Source organism: Gelidimonas diazotrophica (genome assembly GCF_055694025.1).
This window is the reverse complement of record NZ_CM146349.1, coordinates 259,613-276,146: the sequence shown is the minus strand read 5'-3', so window position 1 is coordinate 276,146 and position 16,534 is coordinate 259,613. Positions and strand designations below refer to the sequence as shown.

15 protein-coding genes are annotated in these 16,534 nt (G+C 54.7%); 3 read left to right on the top strand and 12 right to left on the bottom strand.

From position 1 onward, the window contains the following. Positions 1 to 20: 20 nt before the first annotated feature. Genes pilQ through KGFNPO_RS01325 form a run of 5 tightly spaced genes read right to left on the bottom strand, consistent with a single transcriptional unit; the run spans position 21 to position 5,125 of the window. Complete coding sequence (gene pilQ, locus KGFNPO_RS01345) at positions 21 to 2,180, bottom strand: type IV pilus secretin PilQ (RefSeq protein WP_472634537.1); 2,160 nt, start codon at positions 2,178 to 2,180, stop codon at positions 21 to 23. Between the two features lie 35 nt (positions 2,181 to 2,215). After that, complete coding sequence (locus tag KGFNPO_RS01340; protein ID WP_472632741.1) at positions 2,216 to 2,758, bottom strand: pilus assembly protein PilP; 543 nt, start codon at positions 2,756 to 2,758, stop codon at positions 2,216 to 2,218. Continuing rightward, positions 2,755 to 3,411 carry a type IV pilus inner membrane component PilO gene (locus KGFNPO_RS01335; protein WP_472632740.1) on the bottom strand — a complete coding sequence of 219 codons (657 nt, stop codon included), beginning with the start codon at positions 3,409 to 3,411 and terminating at the stop codon, positions 2,755 to 2,757. The genes KGFNPO_RS01340 and KGFNPO_RS01335 overlap by 4 nt, the downstream gene beginning before the upstream one ends. 23 nt (positions 3,412 to 3,434) lie before the next feature. Beyond that, on the bottom strand, positions 3,435 to 4,046 hold the full coding sequence (locus KGFNPO_RS01330; protein ID WP_472632739.1) for a PilN domain-containing protein: 612 nt from the start codon (positions 4,044 to 4,046) through the stop codon (positions 3,435 to 3,437). Further along, positions 4,043 to 5,125, bottom strand: a complete 1,083-nt coding sequence (locus tag KGFNPO_RS01325; protein WP_472632738.1) for a pilus assembly protein PilM — start codon at positions 5,123 to 5,125, stop codon at positions 4,043 to 4,045. Before KGFNPO_RS01325 ends, KGFNPO_RS01330 begins: the two co-directional genes overlap by 4 nt. 345 nt (positions 5,126 to 5,470) lie before the next feature. Here KGFNPO_RS01325 and KGFNPO_RS01320 point away from each other — a divergent pair, with 345 nt between their 5' ends. Beyond that, positions 5,471 to 7,804 carry a penicillin-binding protein 1A gene (locus KGFNPO_RS01320; RefSeq protein WP_472632737.1) on the top strand — a complete coding sequence of 778 codons (2,334 nt, stop codon included), beginning with the start codon at positions 5,471 to 5,473 and terminating at the stop codon, positions 7,802 to 7,804. 19 nt (positions 7,805 to 7,823) lie between these two features. Here the strand turns inward: KGFNPO_RS01320 and cyaY are convergent, their stop codons facing one another. After that, a complete protein-coding gene (gene cyaY, locus KGFNPO_RS01315) occupies positions 7,824 to 8,159 on the bottom strand; it encodes an iron donor protein CyaY (RefSeq protein WP_472632736.1) in 336 nt (111 codons plus the stop codon). Between the two features lie 51 nt (positions 8,160 to 8,210). On the opposite strand from cyaY, the gene lptM reads away from it, so the two are divergent. Together lptM and lysA are read left to right on the top strand one after the other, a co-directional pair. Beyond that, complete coding sequence (gene lptM, locus KGFNPO_RS01310; protein ID WP_472632735.1) at positions 8,211 to 8,450, top strand: LPS translocon maturation chaperone LptM; 240 nt, start codon at positions 8,211 to 8,213, stop codon at positions 8,448 to 8,450. A gap of 21 nt (positions 8,451 to 8,471) precedes the next feature. Continuing rightward, positions 8,472 to 9,740, top strand: a complete 1,269-nt coding sequence (gene lysA, locus KGFNPO_RS01305; RefSeq protein ID WP_472632734.1) for a diaminopimelate decarboxylase — start codon at positions 8,472 to 8,474, stop codon at positions 9,738 to 9,740. 183 nt (positions 9,741 to 9,923) lie between these two features. Here the strand turns inward: lysA and KGFNPO_RS01300 are convergent, their stop codons facing one another. The 6 genes from KGFNPO_RS01300 to KGFNPO_RS01275 form a co-directional block, all read right to left on the bottom strand. Further along, positions 9,924 to 10,568, bottom strand: a complete 645-nt coding sequence (locus KGFNPO_RS01300; RefSeq protein WP_472634536.1) for a protein-methionine-sulfoxide reductase heme-binding subunit MsrQ — start codon at positions 10,566 to 10,568, stop codon at positions 9,924 to 9,926. A gap of 31 nt (positions 10,569 to 10,599) precedes the next feature. Then, positions 10,600 to 11,577, bottom strand: coding sequence for a protein-methionine-sulfoxide reductase catalytic subunit MsrP (gene msrP, locus KGFNPO_RS01295; RefSeq protein WP_472632733.1), 978 nt, complete (start codon positions 11,575 to 11,577; stop codon positions 10,600 to 10,602). 175 nt (positions 11,578 to 11,752) lie between these two features. Further along, positions 11,753 to 12,133, bottom strand: a complete 381-nt coding sequence (locus KGFNPO_RS01290; RefSeq protein WP_472632732.1) for a COG4315 family predicted lipoprotein — start codon at positions 12,131 to 12,133, stop codon at positions 11,753 to 11,755. A 108-nt stretch (positions 12,134 to 12,241) separates the two neighbouring features. After that, the gene (gene ccsB, locus KGFNPO_RS01285) at positions 12,242 to 13,393 is read right to left on the bottom strand and encodes a c-type cytochrome biogenesis protein CcsB (RefSeq protein ID WP_472632731.1); all 1,152 of its coding nucleotides are present in this window, start codon (positions 13,391 to 13,393) and stop codon (positions 12,242 to 12,244) included. 80 nt (positions 13,394 to 13,473) lie between these two features. Continuing rightward, a complete protein-coding gene (locus KGFNPO_RS01280; protein ID WP_472632730.1) occupies positions 13,474 to 15,594 on the bottom strand; it encodes a cytochrome c biogenesis protein ResB in 2,121 nt (706 codons plus the stop codon). Positions 15,595 to 15,803: 209 nt separating this feature from the next. Further along, the gene (locus tag KGFNPO_RS01275) at positions 15,804 to 16,469 is read right to left on the bottom strand and encodes a c-type cytochrome (protein WP_472632729.1); all 666 of its coding nucleotides are present in this window, start codon (positions 16,467 to 16,469) and stop codon (positions 15,804 to 15,806) included. Positions 16,470 to 16,534: the final 65 nt, after the last annotated feature.

Sequence of the window (16,534 nt, the reverse complement as noted above, 5' to 3'; positions counted from 1 at the left end):
ACTGTTTTTAAAACTTTTAATCAACGCGTTGTCAAGCGATCTTCCACAATTTTTGGCGTGATAAAGATCAGCAGTTCGGTTTTATCATCGACACGGCCGGTTGACTTGAACAGGTAGCCGAATACCGGGATATCGCCGAAAAATGGTACTTTGGTCTCTGAATTACGCAAAGTTTGCTGATAGATGCCGCCGAGTACGACTGTTCCGCCATTTTCAACTTGCACCTGCGTTTTGACATGCTTGGTATCGATAGCGAAACCGGCGCGGGTTTCTACGCCGACGCTGTCTTTATTGACATCGACATCGAGGATGATGTTGCCGTCAGGCGTGATTTGCGGCGTGACTTCGAGGCGCAAGTTGGCTTTGCGGAATGCGACCGAAGTGGCGCCGCTGCTGGATGCTTCCTGATACGGCAATTCGGTGCCCTGCTCGATCAAGGCTTTCATTTGATCGGCAGTTACCACACGTGGACTGGAGATAATCTTGCCTTTGCCATCCGCTTCCAGTGCCGACAACTCCAGATTCAGGAAACGGTTGGCTGCGGCCGAGAACAGGCTGATAGCAAGACTGCCGGGATTGAGGCCGCCAATGCCGGCAGCCGGCAAATTGACGAATTGGGAATTGGGAATATAACTACCCTCCGTCACCTTGGCTTGGCCAGTCTGCTCGCCCACCCCGAGATAATTGCCAGTAAAGGTAAGGCGATTATCGCCTCCGACTGAATAACCCGAGTCTCCACCGCGCAGGGTTCGAAGATCAGTCACCCCAAGCTTGGCGCCCAAGTTGCGGCTGAATTTATCGTCTGCTTCCACAATCCGTGCCTCGATCAGAACTTGACGTGAAGCAATATCAGTCTTCTGGATCAATTTGCGGATATCTTCCAGTTTGGAGGCAATATCGGTGACGAACAACTGATTGGTGCGCGGGTCGATGACGGCGCTGCCGCGTTTCGACAGAATGCGGTTTTTGCTGTCGGCGGCACCGTCAAGGCCGAAAACGAGCTTGAATGACTCCGCTTTTTGGTAATTCAACTGAAAAGATTCCGAGCGCAGCGGTTCCAGTTCGGCGATTTGCGCCTTTTGCTCCAGTTCCAGCTTTTCCTTGGTCAATAATTCATCTTTGGGCGCAATCCAGAGCACGCTGCCATTTTTGCGCATATCCAGGCCCTTGGCTTGCATCACGATATCGAGCGCCTGATCCCACGGCACGTCTTTCAATCTGAGGGTCAGATTGCCATTGACGCTATCGCTGGTGATAATATTGAGACCGGTGAAATCGGCGATGACTTGCAGTACCGCGCGCACCTCGACATTCTGAAAATTCAACGACAGCTTTTCACCCCGGTAGCCCTGCGTTCCTTGGGTAAGCTTGTTGGAGTCTTCCTTGATCGGCCTGACTTCGATCACCAGTTGGGATTCGCTCTGATAGGCGCTGTGCTCCCACAATCCTTTGGGCTCGATGGTCATGCGCACATTGTTTCCTTGCGGCAGCGTCGTGATGGTTTGCACGGGCGAGCCGAAATCGGCCACATCCATCTGGCGGCGCAGCACTTCCGGCAGACTTGCTTTCAGAAAATCCACCACAATCGTTTGACCCTGCTGGCGCACATCGACACCAATCTGGCTGTTCGGCAAATCAACGATAATGCGCCCTTCTCCTGCCACCCCACGACGAAAGTCGATGTAACGGATATCTTGCTTGCCGGCCACCGCCGGTGCTGCGACCACTACCGGCAAGCCGGATGCGCCTGTTGGGGTGGCAATGCCGCCGGAACCGTCAATCGTCACAATGACCATATTGCCTTCGACCACGGTGGCGTAATGCAAGGGCCGCTTCAGATTGAACACCAGACGCGAACGCGTCGCTGCCTGCACCAGGTTGACATTGGTGACATCGCCCAGGTTGATGTCCTGCGCCGACTTGCCGGTGGCATTGCTGACACCGGCGAAATCCAGCGCAATACGGGCCGGACTGGTGATCGCAAAACCGAGCGGCGCTTTGGTCAGCGGTTTTTTAAACGTCACTTTGACTATCACGTTGGCGCCCTGCTGATTGGCCACGACCGATTCAATCGCATTATCGGCAGGTGTTTGCGCCAGCGCGAAACCGCTGACTAACCACAGGCAGAGCACTACCGACTTCTGTGCTGCCCGCTTTGCGGCTATGACTACGGACACCATCGCATCCAAGCTTTTATATTGTTTTTTTAATGCGTTCATTTTTTACTCTCCTGCAACTCTAGCGTGGCTTGGCGCTCAGTCCACTCCCCTGACGCATCTTGAAAAATTTCCCTTAATTCCAATTCGGTTTCGGTCACTTTGGTCACCATTCCGAAGTTTTGACCGACATAATTGCCTACCTTGATCTGGAACACCGCCTTATCAACCTGCAATAGCGCATAACTCAGCCCGGTTTTTTGCAAAGTGCCGACCATTTTCAGCGTGTCCAGCGGATAAGCTTCCAGTACTTCCCGCCGCCTATCAAGATCAGGCTTGAGCATGCTATTCGATTTGGCCCGCATTTTCGCCAGCGCCACGGACAGCTTGATTGGGTCGTAAGGGTCGACCGCATCAGCGGCACTGTAGGCAAACGGCGTGAATTGTTTGGGTTCGTCAATTTTGCGAATGATAATTTTTGTTTCACGCTTGACATCTTTCATCCATTGCGTGACTTCCAGTTGCTCACTGTCGCCGCACCCGCCCAAGCTGGTCAGCAGCAGCACCAGCGGCAAACTCTTTACCCATCGGAAACACATCATTTTTTGCCACCCTTCTTGTCGGTAGCCAGCTTGCGCTGGGCTGCAACTTCTTCCGGGTCCAGGTAGCGAAACGTCTTGGCGACCGCTTCCAGGCTTAATGCGCCATCCTTGCCTGCGACCAGATTCATGCTGTTGAGCGTGACGATGCGCGGCAAATGGGCGATATCGCTGGTGAATGCACCGACATCGTGATAACTGCCGACGACTTTGATATTGATCGGCAGCTCGGCATAGTAGTCTTTGACTGCCACCTGACCCGGCTTGAACAGTTCGAATTGCAGGCCCCGCCCAATGCCGGCCTGATTGATATCGGACAGCAGCGCATCCATCTCAGCCTTGTTCGGCAATTGCTTTTCCAGCGTGGCGACATATTGGCCCACTAGCTCTTTTTGTTTGCGCAGACCGTCAAGATTCATGGCTTGCGCGATCTTGCTGCGGTATTCATCTCTGAGCTTTTGCTCCTGCTGGACCCCGGCGTCCAGCGCTGTAATCTGGTCACTCCAGTAAAAATACCAACCCAGCACCAGTACTGCAAGCAGGGCCCCGAATGCGCACAACAGGCGTGGCGCCAGCGGCCACTGACCTGGCTGTCGTCCATCGAGGTCCTGGAATTGTGCTGCGAGTGAATCGATCACTTGTTTTACATCTGCCATGAAGCGTCTCTCTTGCTTTGTTGTCAGGATTGCGCGGGGGAGACACTGGCATTTGCTGCCGCCTCTGGCTCTTTGTCACGCGGCCGCTTGATACCCACATTGACGGTGAATTCGAAGACTTTTTTGGCGTCCTTGCCTTGCCCAAGGTTGGTGGAGCGGATTTCAATCAGCTCGGGCAAGTTAAGCCAGGAAGAGTTATTACTGAGATTGCGCAAAAACTCCGAAACCCGCTCATTCGACTGTGCGTAGCCATTCAGGACCACACGCTGTCCGTCCTGCTTGAAGGCGCGCAAATAGACGCCCTCGGGAGTTTGCTTGACCAACTCATCCATCAGGTAGACTGGCTGGTTGCGGTCTCCCTGCAAATCCTCTACCGCTTGCTGGCGTGCCGTCAACGCCTCGATCTCCTGTTTTAGCGTAGAGATTTCCTTGATCTGGATATCGAGCCTGGCATTTTCGGTCTTGATGAAGTTATTGCGCTGCTCTTGTACGGAAATTTTATTTCCAATGCCAAAGCCCACCAGAATCACAATCAGCGCCGCCACAGTGCCGGCCAAACCCAGCATTGCGTAAAATTCACTTTGGCGTTTTTTACGCTTTTCTTCCCGATGCGGAAGCAGGTTAATCCTGATCATAGATCGAACCTCCGCAGCGCCAGGCCGCAAGCGACTAAATAAGCGGGCGCATCGATGCGCAATTGTTTTTCACGTATCCCATCACTCAGTTTCATGCCGGCAAAAGGGTTGACGACCGCGCTGGCAATCTTTGTCCTGTTGGCAACGATATCGACCAGATCGGGGATGGTGGCGCAGCCCCCGGCGAGAAACAGCCGGTCGATGCGGGCATGCGGCGTCGAGGTGAAAAAGAACTGTATCGCACGGGTGATCTCTTGCGCCGCACTTTCCAGAAACGGCATAAGCAGTTCAGCCGCATAGTTGTCGGGCAAAGTGCCCGCCTTCTTCTTGATCTCGGCCTCTTCAAAGGCCAAACCATAGGTGCGCACGATATCCTGGGTCAGCTGATTGCCGCCAAATGGTTGCTCGCGCTCGTAAATTACCTGTCCATCCAGCACCACGGAGATATGCGTCAACTGCGCACCAATCTGGAACAATGCGATGATTTGTCCCTTGCCGGCCTTGGGCCGCACCGTATCGATGCGTAGTAGCGCGGACCTGGCCGCGTACGATTCGATATCCATGACTACCGGCTTCAAGCCAGCCGACTCGGCAACCGCCACCCGGTCTTCCACCTTTTCTTTGCGCGAGGCCGCGAGCAAGACATCTACATCGTCGGGGGAATTGCCGGATGGGCCAATCACATCAAAATCGAGGCTGACTTCGTCCAGTGCAAACGGAATGTACTGGCTGGCTTCCGACTCGACATGCAGTTCCAGCTCCAGCTCCGACATTCCTGCCGGCAAGACAATCTTCTTGGTGATGACCGAAGCTGACGGCATTCCCAATGCAACATTTTTTGCGCGGGTGCCGCTTTTCTTCCAGAGGCGACGTACCGCCTCAGCAACCTGCTCGATATTTTCAATATTGCCATCCACGATGGCGCCGCGCGGCAATGCTTCAAATGCGGCACGCTCCAGTCGCAATTCGCCCTTACTGAGCTCGGACAACTCGACTAACTTCACCCCTGAAGTACTGATATCCAGGCCTATCAATGGCGGATTTCTGGCGCCGAATAACGATCTAATTTCAATAGCCAAAGACAGCCTCTCTTAACGTGACTTAACGTGACGCACCGTGTGAACGCAACATCCAAATGGCTGTCCAACTTGCGGAGCAGTATGAAAATGCAAATTTATTTTTCTTCTAAGGTAGTGATTTAGATCAAACTTTTTAAAATTACTTTAAATCGTAGCAATAAGCGCCCGAATATGTAAAGAAATTTCCACAAAGAAACAATAATATGCGTTGCCAAAATCCGATTTACCTGCAACTCAGGTCGTACACAATTGGCCCGGCACGCGGCGGCGCCCCTGCATTCGAGAGGGATTATTTACGGCTGCCGCTATAATGTCGCCGATAACGACTTCAACCAGACACCGCGCATGACATCCAACAACGCTGCAAAATCCACAAAAAAATCACCCTCAAGCCCACTCGGCTGGACTGCCCGAATCCTGATCGGAGCAACAGGGTTGGTAATAGGCCTGGTACTGATTGGCGTGCTGGTGCTCGGCATTGCAATCGCGCTGGCATACCCGAATTTGCCGGCGCTGGATGCGCTCACAGTGTACCGGCCAAAGATGCCGCTGCGCATCTTTTCTGCCGATAATGTGCTGATTGGCGAGTTTGGCGAAGAACGGCGCAGCATGGTGCGCATCAAGGATATTCCCGATGTGATGAAAAAAGCGGTTCTTGCGATCGAGGATGATCGCTTTTATGAACATGGCGGCATTGACTATCAGGGCATCATCCGGGCCGCGGTCCACAACCTGAGTGGCGGCGCCAGACAGGGCGCTTCCACCATCACCCAGCAGGTGGCGCGCAATTTCTTTCTATCCAGCGAACAAACTTTCAAACGCAAGATATATGAAGCGCTGCTGGCTTGGAAAATCGAGAAAAGCCTGTCGAAGGACCAGATTCTTGAGGTGTACATGAACCAGATTTATCTGGGGCAGCGCGCCTACGGCTTTGCCTCGGCCGCCCAGATTTATTTTGGTAAAAAATTACAGGATGTCACCACCGCCGAAGCAGCAATGCTGGCCGGGCTGCCGAAAGCCCCTTCGTCCAACAATCCGGTGGTCAATCCCAAGCGCGCCAAAACCCGCCAGCAATACATCCTGAGCAGGATGCACCAGCTCGGCTACATCAACGACGCGCAATTGGAACAGGCAAAAAACGAAACCCTGCGCATCAAGAGCTTCAGCAACGAATTCGGCATGCATGCCGAATATGTGGCCGAGATGACCCGGCAACTGGTCTATGAACAGTACAAGGAAGATACCTATACCCGCGGTCTTAATGTATACACCACGATCCGCAAGACCGATCAGGACGCAGCCTATTTGTCGCTGCGCCGCGGCGTGATGGATTACGAGAGGCGCCATGGCTATCGCGGGCCGGAAGGCTTCATGGAACTCCCGTCGAACAAGGCCGAGGCTGACGATGCGATCGAAAAAACCCTGGCCGACTATTCCGATAGCGACGATCTGGTGGCCGCGATCGTACTCGACGCAACACCGCAAAAAGTCCGTGCGGTGCTGTCTTCCGGCGAAGAAATCGACATTGCCGGCAGCGGCCTGAGTTTTGCCAATAGCTGGCTGTCCAGCAAGGCAGCGCCGAATCACCGCATCACACGCGGCGCAGTGATTCGCGTGACCCAAGGCGGCAAGGGCTGGAGCATTACGCACATGCCTGAAGTGTCGGCGGCTTTCGTCTCGGTCGGCACCGACGATGGTGCAATCCGCTCGCTGGTTGGCGGCTTCGATTTCAACCGCAGCAAGTTCAATCATGTCACCCAAGCCTGGCGCCAGCCCGGCTCTGCGTTCAAGCCTTTCATTTATTCCGCATCGCTGGAAAAAGGCATGTCGCCGGCCACCATCATCAACGATGCACCGATCACCTTCGGCGGCGGGCTGACCGGCGGGCAGTCGTGGGAACCGAAAAATTATGACGGCAAATACGAAGGCCCGATGACGATGCGCCGGGGCTTGACCAAATCAAAAAACTTGGTTTCGGTACGGATACTGAACAAGATCGGCGCCAAGTACGGGCAGGAATACGCGACCCGGTTCGGCTTCGATGCCGACAAGAATCCGCCGTATCTGACGCTCGCGCTGGGCGCCGGCGCGGTCACTCCGCTGCAAATGGCCGGCGCTTACTCGGTATTTGCCAATGGCGGCTACAAGGTCAGTCCTTATATCATCTCGAAAATCACCGATGCTGACGGCAATCTGTTGTCGCAGGTAGTACCTGAGAATGCGGGCGACGAAAGCAATCGGGTGATTGACGAACGCAATGCGTTCCTGATGGACAACATGCTCAGGGATGTGGTCAGTCATGGCACTGCCAGCAAAGCACTGGTGCTGAAACGCCCCGATCTGGCCGGCAAGACCGGTACCACCAACGATTCGATCGATGCCTGGTTCGCCGGTTACCAGCCGAAACTGGTTGGCATCGCCTGGATGGGCTTTGATAAACCCAAGAATATGGGCAACCGGGAAACCGGTGGCGGCCTGGCGCTGCCGATCTGGATCGATTACATGCAAAAGGTCGTCAACACCTTGCCGATTGAAGAGCGCCCGATACCGAACGGCATCATCGCCGCCAACGGCGACTATTACTATGCTGAAAATCCGCCCGGCACCGGCGTCCAAAGCCTGGGCCTGGACGAGGCCGGCACTCCGACCGGCAACGAAGTCAAGAACGAACTGTTCTAAGCCGGCAGTTTGCCACCCCTTAGAATCCGTCCAGCGTCACACCGAGGCCGCCTTGTTCGCTCACCATGCGCGACAGGGCGGCGCGCAGTTCCGAGCCGTCGCGGGTATTGACCCAGTGCTCATCCTCGTGTTTGTAATGGAATCCGCCTGATTTCGCCGCGACCCACATCTGCTGCATCGGTGCCTGGCTATTGACGATGATTTTGGAGCCGTTGTCGATAAATTCGATTTCCAGCACGTTGCCGCTGCGACTGCATTCGACATCCAGATCGCCGGACTCGGTGGCGCGTTCCAGTGCGGCTTCGATTGCGCTCAATGTCGACTCGGCCAGCGCCAAAAATTCTGATTCGGTCATGCTACACTCCCATGCGTTTATGTAACCGTGATTCTAATCGTGATTCTCATTGTGAACTCCCCTTTCAGTTTGTCGCGCTTTGGCGCCATTGCCGCTTTTACCACCCTGACCTGCCTGCTGAGCGCCTGCGGTCAAAAAGGGCCGCTGTATCTGCAGGCCAAGCCAGCGCCCGCTGCTACAGCAACTTCCGTCACAAATTCTGCAGCAACTTCCGCCGCAATTCCAGCAGCAACGCCTGAAGCTGCACCGGCCACTAAGCCCGCCAGCACACCGATTCCAGCAGCTCAATAAATCTTACAAATCTCATTCCTTATGTCGCATTTTTCTTATCAGAATGGCGTTCTGTGCGCCGAAAGCACGTCCTTAAACAGCATTGCCGAGCAGTTCGGAACTCCGACCTATGTCTATTCCAAAGCCGCGCTAAGCCAGAATTTTGCCGCTTACGCCGATGCCTGCAGCGGCCGCGATGCGCTGGTGTGCTATGCGGTAAAAGCCAATTCCAATCTCGCCATCCTGCATCTGCTGGCCCAACAGGGCGCCGGCTTTGATCTGGTGTCCGGCGGCGAACTGCAGCGCGTGATCGCGGCCGGCGGCGACACCGGCAAATGCCTGTTCTCCGGCGTCGGCAAAACCCGCGCCGAAATGCGCCTGGCGCTTGGGCACGGCATCCTGTGCTTCAACGTCGAATCCATTCCCGAATTGCATCTGTTGAACGAAGTCGCCGGTGAGATGGGCAGAACCGCGCCGGTCAGCCTGCGCGTCAATCCGAATGTTGACGCCAATACCCATCCGTACATCTCGACCGGTTTGAAGGACAACAAATTCGGCGTCGCCTATGACGATGCGCTGGCTACCTATCGCGCGGCAGCCGCATTGCCGCATCTGGCGGTGCTCGGCATCGACTGCCATATCGGCTCGCAACTGCTGGACGATGCGCCGCTGCTGGAAGCGCTCGACAAGCTGCTGGAATTGATCGATACGCTGGCGGAGGAAGGAATCAAAATCCATCATCTCGACATCGGCGGCGGCATTGGCATCACCTATGACGATGAGCAGCCAGTACCGATTAGCGCCTACCTGGCGCGCCTGTTCGCCAGAATCGATGGCTGGCGCGCTGAAAAGCATGGCGGCGCGCCGATCAAGATATTGTTCGAACCGGGCCGCTCGATCGTCGGCAACGCTGGCGTCCTGTTGACCCAGACGCTGTATTTGAAACACGGCGAAAGCAAGAATTTTGCGGTAGTCGATGCCGCCATGAACGATTTGATGCGCCCTGCCATGTATCAAGCCTGGCACGGCGTGCAAGCGGTGACGCCACGCGAACAGCAAACCCAGATCTTTGATGTGGTCGGTCCGATTTGCGAATCGGGCGATTGGCTGGCGCGCAGCCGCGCACTGGCGCTGGAGCCTGGCGATGTGCTGGCCATCATGTCAGCCGGCGCTTATGGCATGACGATGGCGTCGAATTACAATACCCGCCCCCGCGCGGCCGAAGTGATGGTCGATGGCGACCAGGTTCACCTGATCCGCAAGCGCGAAACGGCGGCCGATCTGTTCGCGCTGGAAACCCTGATCGCCTGATTGATTCTCACACTGATAATTACTGCGCCATGTATTTTTATGTGCCGCATATAAATTATGCGGGAATGCCAGTGTTTTTTGGCATACCCCCAAGTTATTTATAATTTGAATTATTGTGTGTCGTGCAGGCACGGAGGCCGGCGCTACTGTCAACAGCAATACTTTACGTAAGTCGCAAGCGCTTCAAATCGGCGAGATTTTGATGAAACGTTTTTGCGGCCGCTTTTGCCTGATATAGGACACGATCCGCACCAGCAGCAGCGCTGCCACGATCAGGCCCAGCAGGATCGGCTGGGCGAAATCGTGTTTGCCCGCCTTCATCCACCAGAAATGCACGATCGCCAGCGGTGCGATCAGGTAAATAAGACGGTGCAGCCATTGCCAGCGCTTGCCGCCCATGAGCCGCACCATGCGGTTGGTGCTGGTGGCCGCCAGCGCAATCAGCAGCAGGAAGTTGATGAAGCCGATCGTAATGAAAGGGCGCTTGATGACGTCTTTGAACATTTCGCTCAGATCGAAGAAATGGTCGAACCAGATGAAAGTCGTAAAGTGCAGGCTGGCGTAAAAGAAGACGAACAAACCGAACATGCGGCGCAACTTGATCAGCCAGGGCCACTGCAACCATTTGCGCAGCGGCGTCACGGTCAGGGTGATGCAGAGAAAATACAGCGTCCAGTCGCCGCTATTGCGGGTAATGAATTCAATCGGATTGGCACCCAATCGGTCGGTCAGTGTAAACAATACCAAACGCAAAAACGGTATCAGGCACAGCAGGAAAAGGCTGACCTTGATGCCGCTAAATTGCTTCGGCGTCGGGTGAAATGACATGCTGCCGGCTGGGCTCATCGTAGTTGCAATCTTAGAAAAATTTCTTCAGATCCATCCCTGTATATAAGGATGCGACCTCGTTATAACCATTGAACATCAACGTTTTGCGCTTTTTGGTAAAGAAGCCGTCTTCGCCGATGCGCCGTTCGCTGGCTTGCGACCAGCGCGGATGATCGACCGTAGGATTGACGTTCGAATAAAAGCCGTATTCCTGCGCTGCGGCGAGATTCCACGCGGTCTTCGGCTGTTCCTTGACGAAGCGGATCTTGACAATCGACTTGGCGGATTTAAAGCCGTATTTCCATGGCAGCACGACACGTACCGGCGCGCCGTTCTGGTGCGGCAAGACTTCGCCGTACATGCCGAAAGTCAGCAGCGCCAGCGGATGATTGGCTTCGTCCATGCGCAAGCCTTCGACGTACGGCCAGTCCAGCACCGAACTGCGCAAGCCGGGCATCTGTTTCGGATCGGCCAGCGTGACGAATTCAATGAATTTTGCATTGCTGTTCGGCTCCACCTTTTTGATCAGCGCCGACAGCGAGTAGCCGATCCACGGGATCACCATCGACCAGCCTTCCACGCAGCGCAAACGGTAGATGCGTTCTTCCAGCGGCGCCAGCTTCATCAGGCTATCCAGATCCAGCGTCATGGGCTTTTTGACTTCGCCTTCGATGGCGATGCTCCAGGGCCGCGTCTTCAGGCTGCCGGCATACTTGGCGGGGTCCGCCTTGTCGGTGCCGAATTCATAAAAATTATTGTAGGTGGTCGCATCCTTGTAGGCGCTCTGCCGGTCCATCACGACATAGGCGGGATTGGGCTTGCCGACCAGTTTCTGAGCGACATTCTGTGCCAGCGCCTGACGCGCAGCCATCTCTAACAGCGCACCACTGGCAATTGATCCGACCGCGATCTGCTTGATGAAACTGCGGCGCGATTCAAAAATATTCTTTGGGGTAATTTCGGAAGAAAAGGGAATCTCGATTCCGTTCGGGCTACGCTTGATCAACATGATGACTCCAGAGCGCGATGTTGGCGGTAAGTTGGTGTGTTTGGGAACACTGACGCAATTTTATTAAATTATTTGAATTGGTGCTTGCCGCATGCGCGCCTGGGCAATCGAGCCTATTAGCCAGAAACAGTATTGCCAGTCAATCCGGCCAAAGGCAACATCGGCTGGCGACGATTTATTTAGCGATGTGCCAGACGCTGTTGAAGCCATCGCCGGTCTTGTCACCGGGCTTGCGGTCCTTGCTCCACAAGTACAGTGGCTTGCCCCGGAAAGCCCATTGTTTCTGGCCGTCATCGCGCATGATGATGCTGTAATCACCCTTTGCCTGATCGGTTTTTTGCGCTGCGAGTGGTATCCAGTTGGCCGCGCAGGGGCCGTTACAGGCGCTCTTGCCGCTGTTCGCAGCATCTTTGTCGAAGTTATATAGGGTCATGCCGGCAGCATTTGTCAAAATGCCGTCGGTGGTCTTAGCCGGCATTTGCGCGCCCGCCATGGAGGCCGATCCTGCCAACAGCGCTGCGGCTAAAAGGGAATATGCAGATGGAATGATTTTCATGGTGATCCTCATCAGTCTGGTCAGTCGGGTGCGCTACACCTGCAGCACACCCTGCTTTGACAGTGGGACCTGGGCTTTATTCCATCCGGCGCGAATTATTTATAATTTTTACAATTCACCGTAAGAATGCAGGCCGGACAGGAACATGTTGACGCCCAGAAAAGCGAATGTAACGACCACCAAGCCGCCCAGCGCCCACCATGCCGCCACCCGCCCGCGCAAGCCCTTCATCAGGCGCATGTGCAACCAGGCCGCATAATTGAGCCAGACGATCAGCGCCCAGGTTTCTTTCGGGTCCCACGACCAGTAGCCGCCCCAGGCTTCTGCAGCCCATAGCGCGCCCAGGATGGTGGCGATGGTAAAAAATGCGAAGCCGACTGAAATCGCCTTGTACATCACGTCATCCAGCACTTCCAGCGACGGCAGACGATCGACCAGAATGCCTTTGGATTTGAGCAGGTAGGCAACCGCTACCATCGACGCCAGTGCGAAAGTGCCATAACCGATGAAATTGGCGGGCACATGGATTTTCATCCACCAGCTTTGCAGCGCCGGCACCAGCGGCTGGATATTGGCGGCATCGCGCGACACGGTGTACCAGAGCAGGAAACCGACCGCAGCAGAAATCACCAATAGTACGAACGGCCCCAACTGGCGGGTCGCATATTGCTGTTCGTAATACAGATAAAACAAGGCGGTAATCATCGAGAACAGGATGAACACTTCGTACAAGTTTGACACTGGTATGTGGCCAATGTCAGCGCCAATCAGATACGATTCGTACCAGCGCACCAGCATGCCGGTGAAACCCATCACCACCGCAGCCCAGCACAATATTGAACCGACCGAAGAACCGAAATCCGACCTGGCAACTAAGCCGATCCAATAGAAGATGGTCGACAGCAGGAATAAAGTTCCCATCCACAGGATCGCCGACTGGCTCGACAACAGGTATTTGAGCAGAAATTTCTGGTTAGCCATCTCGAGCGCACCGCCGTACAGTGCGATGGCGGACAGACTCAAAATCGCCAGCAACGCAAACAGCCATCGCACCGGCTTCCAGTTCCAACCCAGCCAGGCGAAAGTCGGCGCAGCCAGAACCAGAATCGACTTTTCGTAGATATCCATGTGCTGGCCGTACATGCCCAAACCAACCAGCGAGGCTGCGACCAGTGCTACCGCATACAGCCAGTCGAGCGGCGACAGTCGCTTGAAAAAACCGGGTTGCGGCGAATAGATTGCGTGTTGTGTCAATTGCATGATGTTTCTCCGTTGTTGCCAAGTTAGTACCATGACAACCTGTTCAATAACCAATTCAGAAGTGTAGCGTCATCCCGCCATTACTGCACAAGCGGGTCCGGCTGCGTCATTTGCTGCTTGATGGCGCGGTAATCTTTCTCGAAATCGAGCGTTTTACGCTGTGAGCTCATCGCCATCAAGGCGACCGAACCTGTATCGCCATCTTTGAGCCAGACCCACAAGCGGCGCTCGCGGATATAAAACATCGAAAATATCCCCAGCGTCAGCAGCAGACAACCGAAATACACCACTTTTTTACCGGGTGAGCGGGTGACCTGGAACACGGAAGCCTTGATTTCTTCGAAACCCTGCAGTTGCAAATACACCGGCGCGCCATAAAAGAATGCGTCGGATAACGCGCTGGTGCTCAATTGCAGAAAACGCGCATGCTTGTCGGTGGCTTCGATGGGCTTCAAACCATCTTTTTCGCGGGCTGCCTGCCACAGATCCCACATGCTGCCGTTCAACACCTTCATGAAAATATTTGCTGCCTTTTCCTGTTCGGCAGGCGGAATATTATCGAGAAATTTCGATACCGCAACATAACCGCCTGCCGCGCTGTCGCCAGCGAACACCGACAAACTTTTATTCGCGGACTGTTGCAATTGGGGACCCAACTTATCGCCGCCGTCGGGCACGCCCAGCAATGCGCGCCGCGCATAACGTTGCGCAGCCTGTTGACGCAGGCCGGGGTCGAGCAAGGCGGCGCGCAAGCGCATCCATTCCTGGACGGTATTGTTATCGTCGGCTGGAATCCGCAGAAAACGGAATTGTTCCGCTGGCGTGTCACGCGTGCCCGCCAGAAACACGTAGGCGCCGTCGAGCAGTATCGGCTGCATGTAATTCTGGAATTCGCGCGCCTGGCCGTTCTTGTCGCGCAATTTGTATTGCACGCTAGGACCGGCGTTTTTCAAGTTCTTATCGTTGGCATTTTTGGCAGCGGAGCCGAGATGCTTGTCCAACGTGCTGGACAATTTCTGGTTAAAAGACTTGTCAACCGAGCGTAGATCCTGGCCCTGGCCCATGTTTTCAATGTTGAACGGGCGGAATCCAGACCACTCCACCGTGTATTCGCCGCCACTGCCCGGCTGATCGGCCTTGCTCAATACTGTCGTGTTGCCGACCACGCCGGCCATCGGGAACGTATATGCTTTGTTGCCTGCCATCGGATAACCGGCCAGTTCCAGCTTGCTGCCGCCGTCCTCAAAACTCGATTGATAAATGGCAACACCCTTGTAAATCAGCGGCTCGTTGACCTTGATGGTAGCCGGAAAAGTCTTGCCGCTCTGGTGATCGGTCACCACCACATCGCTGGCAAACAGCTTTGGCATGCCGGTGGAATAGAAATCGATAGTGAATTTCTTGAGCAGAATCGAGAACGGCAAGTCCTGGATCAGCACGCCATTCTGCTGCGGAATGATGGCCGTATTGCTGGTGGCGCCTTCGGGGATCAGCGTATTGCCGCGAAAAGTCGGATTGGCCAGACCCAGCCGGTGCTGCTCCGGGATATCGGCAATGATGCCGTTGCCGGCAAAGGGCGTCTTGCCCATGAACCATTGCTGAAATCGGATCGGCATGTCCGAATCCAGCAAGCCGCCGACGCAAATGATGACGATTGCGCTATGGGCGAAAATATAGCCCCATTTGTTGGCTGCGCCTTGCTTGGCAGCAATCAGGGTTGCCCGCTCTTTTTCGACGACTTTGGTTTTGTACCCCTTGTCGGCCAACTGGGCGACCAGGCGCTGCGTCAGGCTGGCGCGGGATGCGCTGGAAGCCCACTCGGCTTTGTGATGAAAATTACGCAGGGATTCTTCCCGCACGTTTTCGCGCCAGCTACGCATGTCCTTGAACATCTTGGGCGCATTGCGGAAAATGCACAGCGATGTCGACAGCACCAGAAAAGCCATGATCAGCAAGAACCACCAGGTCGAATAGACGGTGTACAAGCCGAATTTTCCGAATATTTCAAACCAGAACGGACCGACCTGGTTGACGTAATTCGTCATCGGCTCATTCTGCTTCAACACCGTACCGATCACGGAAGCAATCGCAATCAGCGTCAACAGGCTGATTGCGAAGCGCATGGAGGAAAGGAGTTCAACCGCGTCGGCGAGCCAGCGGCGGTTGGTCTTGATCTGTAATCCGGCAGTGCTTGTGCTCATGCTAGGCGATCGTCATCTTTAAAAAATGCCACGTTCAAACAAAAAAAAGGGGGCAGCCGTGGCCACCCCTTCAGTACATTTTGTAATTTTTATTCCTATTCGCCATCAATCGTGAACGCGAAAGCGAAGTGCAGGCAGTCCGTAGGTACCGCAAGCGAAGCCGATAAGTGCACGGTTGATTTAGGAATGGAATTACGATGAATGTCTCGTTACTGCAGGCCGGCCACGTAGTCTGCCACAGCTTTGATTTCATCATCGGACATGCGTTTGGTGATAGCAGTCATCTGCGCACTGTTGCTACGAGTGCCGGCGCGGTAACTGGTCAACTGCGCCGCGGTGTAATCCTGATGCTGGCCGCCAATGCGCGGAAACTGAGCCGGATTGCCAGCCCCATTTGGGCTGTGGCAACCGGCGCAAGCCGGAATATTTGCTTCGGCAATCCCGGCGCGAAAAATTTTCTTGCCGATGTCGACGGTATCCTTGTTTTTTGCAGCACCGGGGCTAGGCTTTTGCGCACTCAGATACGCGGCGATGTTTTTCATGTCTTCGTCGCTCAGCGCCTTGGCGAAGCCGGTCATGACGGCGTTATTGCGCGTGGACCCAGTAAAATCGACCAACTGCTTGTGCAGGTAGGCTTCATGCTGCGCCGCCAGTTTCGGATTCTGCGCAATGCTGGAATTGCCGGCTGCGCCATGGCACGAAGCGCACGCAATAATATTTCGGGCGCTGTCGCCATTGGCGTAAAGCGCTTCGCCTTTGGCTGGATCGGCTTTGGCTGCAACCTTTTGTTCAGCGGCACTTGCGCTGGCAACGGTGGATGCGGCCAGAGCCACAACAAACAGGGATTTTATAATTGGCAAAAAAACACGATTCATTCAAGCACCTTGAGACTGAATATTAAAATTTGCCCTAATGGCAGTTACCCTGCTACGTTTGCATA

Coding starts and splice junctions, on each gene's coding strand:
- pilQ (WP_472634537.1), bottom strand. CDS start 2,180: ATGGTGTCCGTAGTCATAGCCGCAAAGCGGGCAGCACAGAAGTCGGTA.
- KGFNPO_RS01340 (WP_472632741.1), bottom strand. CDS start 2,758: ATGATGTGTTTCCGATGGGTAAAGAGTTTGCCGCTGGTGCTGCTGCTG.
- KGFNPO_RS01335 (WP_472632740.1), bottom strand. CDS start 3,411: ATGGCAGATGTAAAACAAGTGATCGATTCACTCGCAGCACAATTCCAG.
- KGFNPO_RS01330 (WP_472632739.1), bottom strand. CDS start 4,046: ATGATCAGGATTAACCTGCTTCCGCATCGGGAAGAAAAGCGTAAAAAA.
- KGFNPO_RS01320 (WP_472632737.1), top strand. CDS start 5,471: ATGACATCCAACAACGCTGCAAAATCCACAAAAAAATCACCCTCAAGC.
- cyaY (WP_472632736.1), bottom strand. CDS start 8,159: ATGACCGAATCAGAATTTTTGGCGCTGGCCGAGTCGACATTGAGCGCA.
- lysA (WP_472632734.1), top strand. CDS start 8,472: ATGTCGCATTTTTCTTATCAGAATGGCGTTCTGTGCGCCGAAAGCACG.
- KGFNPO_RS01300 (WP_472634536.1), bottom strand. CDS start 10,568: ATGTCATTTCACCCGACGCCGAAGCAATTTAGCGGCATCAAGGTCAGC.
- msrP (WP_472632733.1), bottom strand. CDS start 11,577: ATGTTGATCAAGCGTAGCCCGAACGGAATCGAGATTCCCTTTTCTTCC.
- KGFNPO_RS01290 (WP_472632732.1), bottom strand. CDS start 12,133: ATGAAAATCATTCCATCTGCATATTCCCTTTTAGCCGCAGCGCTGTTG.
- ccsB (WP_472632731.1), bottom strand. CDS start 13,393: ATGCAATTGACACAACACGCAATCTATTCGCCGCAACCCGGTTTTTTC.
- KGFNPO_RS01280 (WP_472632730.1), bottom strand. CDS start 15,594: ATGAGCACAAGCACTGCCGGATTACAGATCAAGACCAACCGCCGCTGG.
- KGFNPO_RS01275 (WP_472632729.1), bottom strand. CDS start 16,469: ATGAATCGTGTTTTTTTGCCAATTATAAAATCCCTGTTTGTTGTGGCT.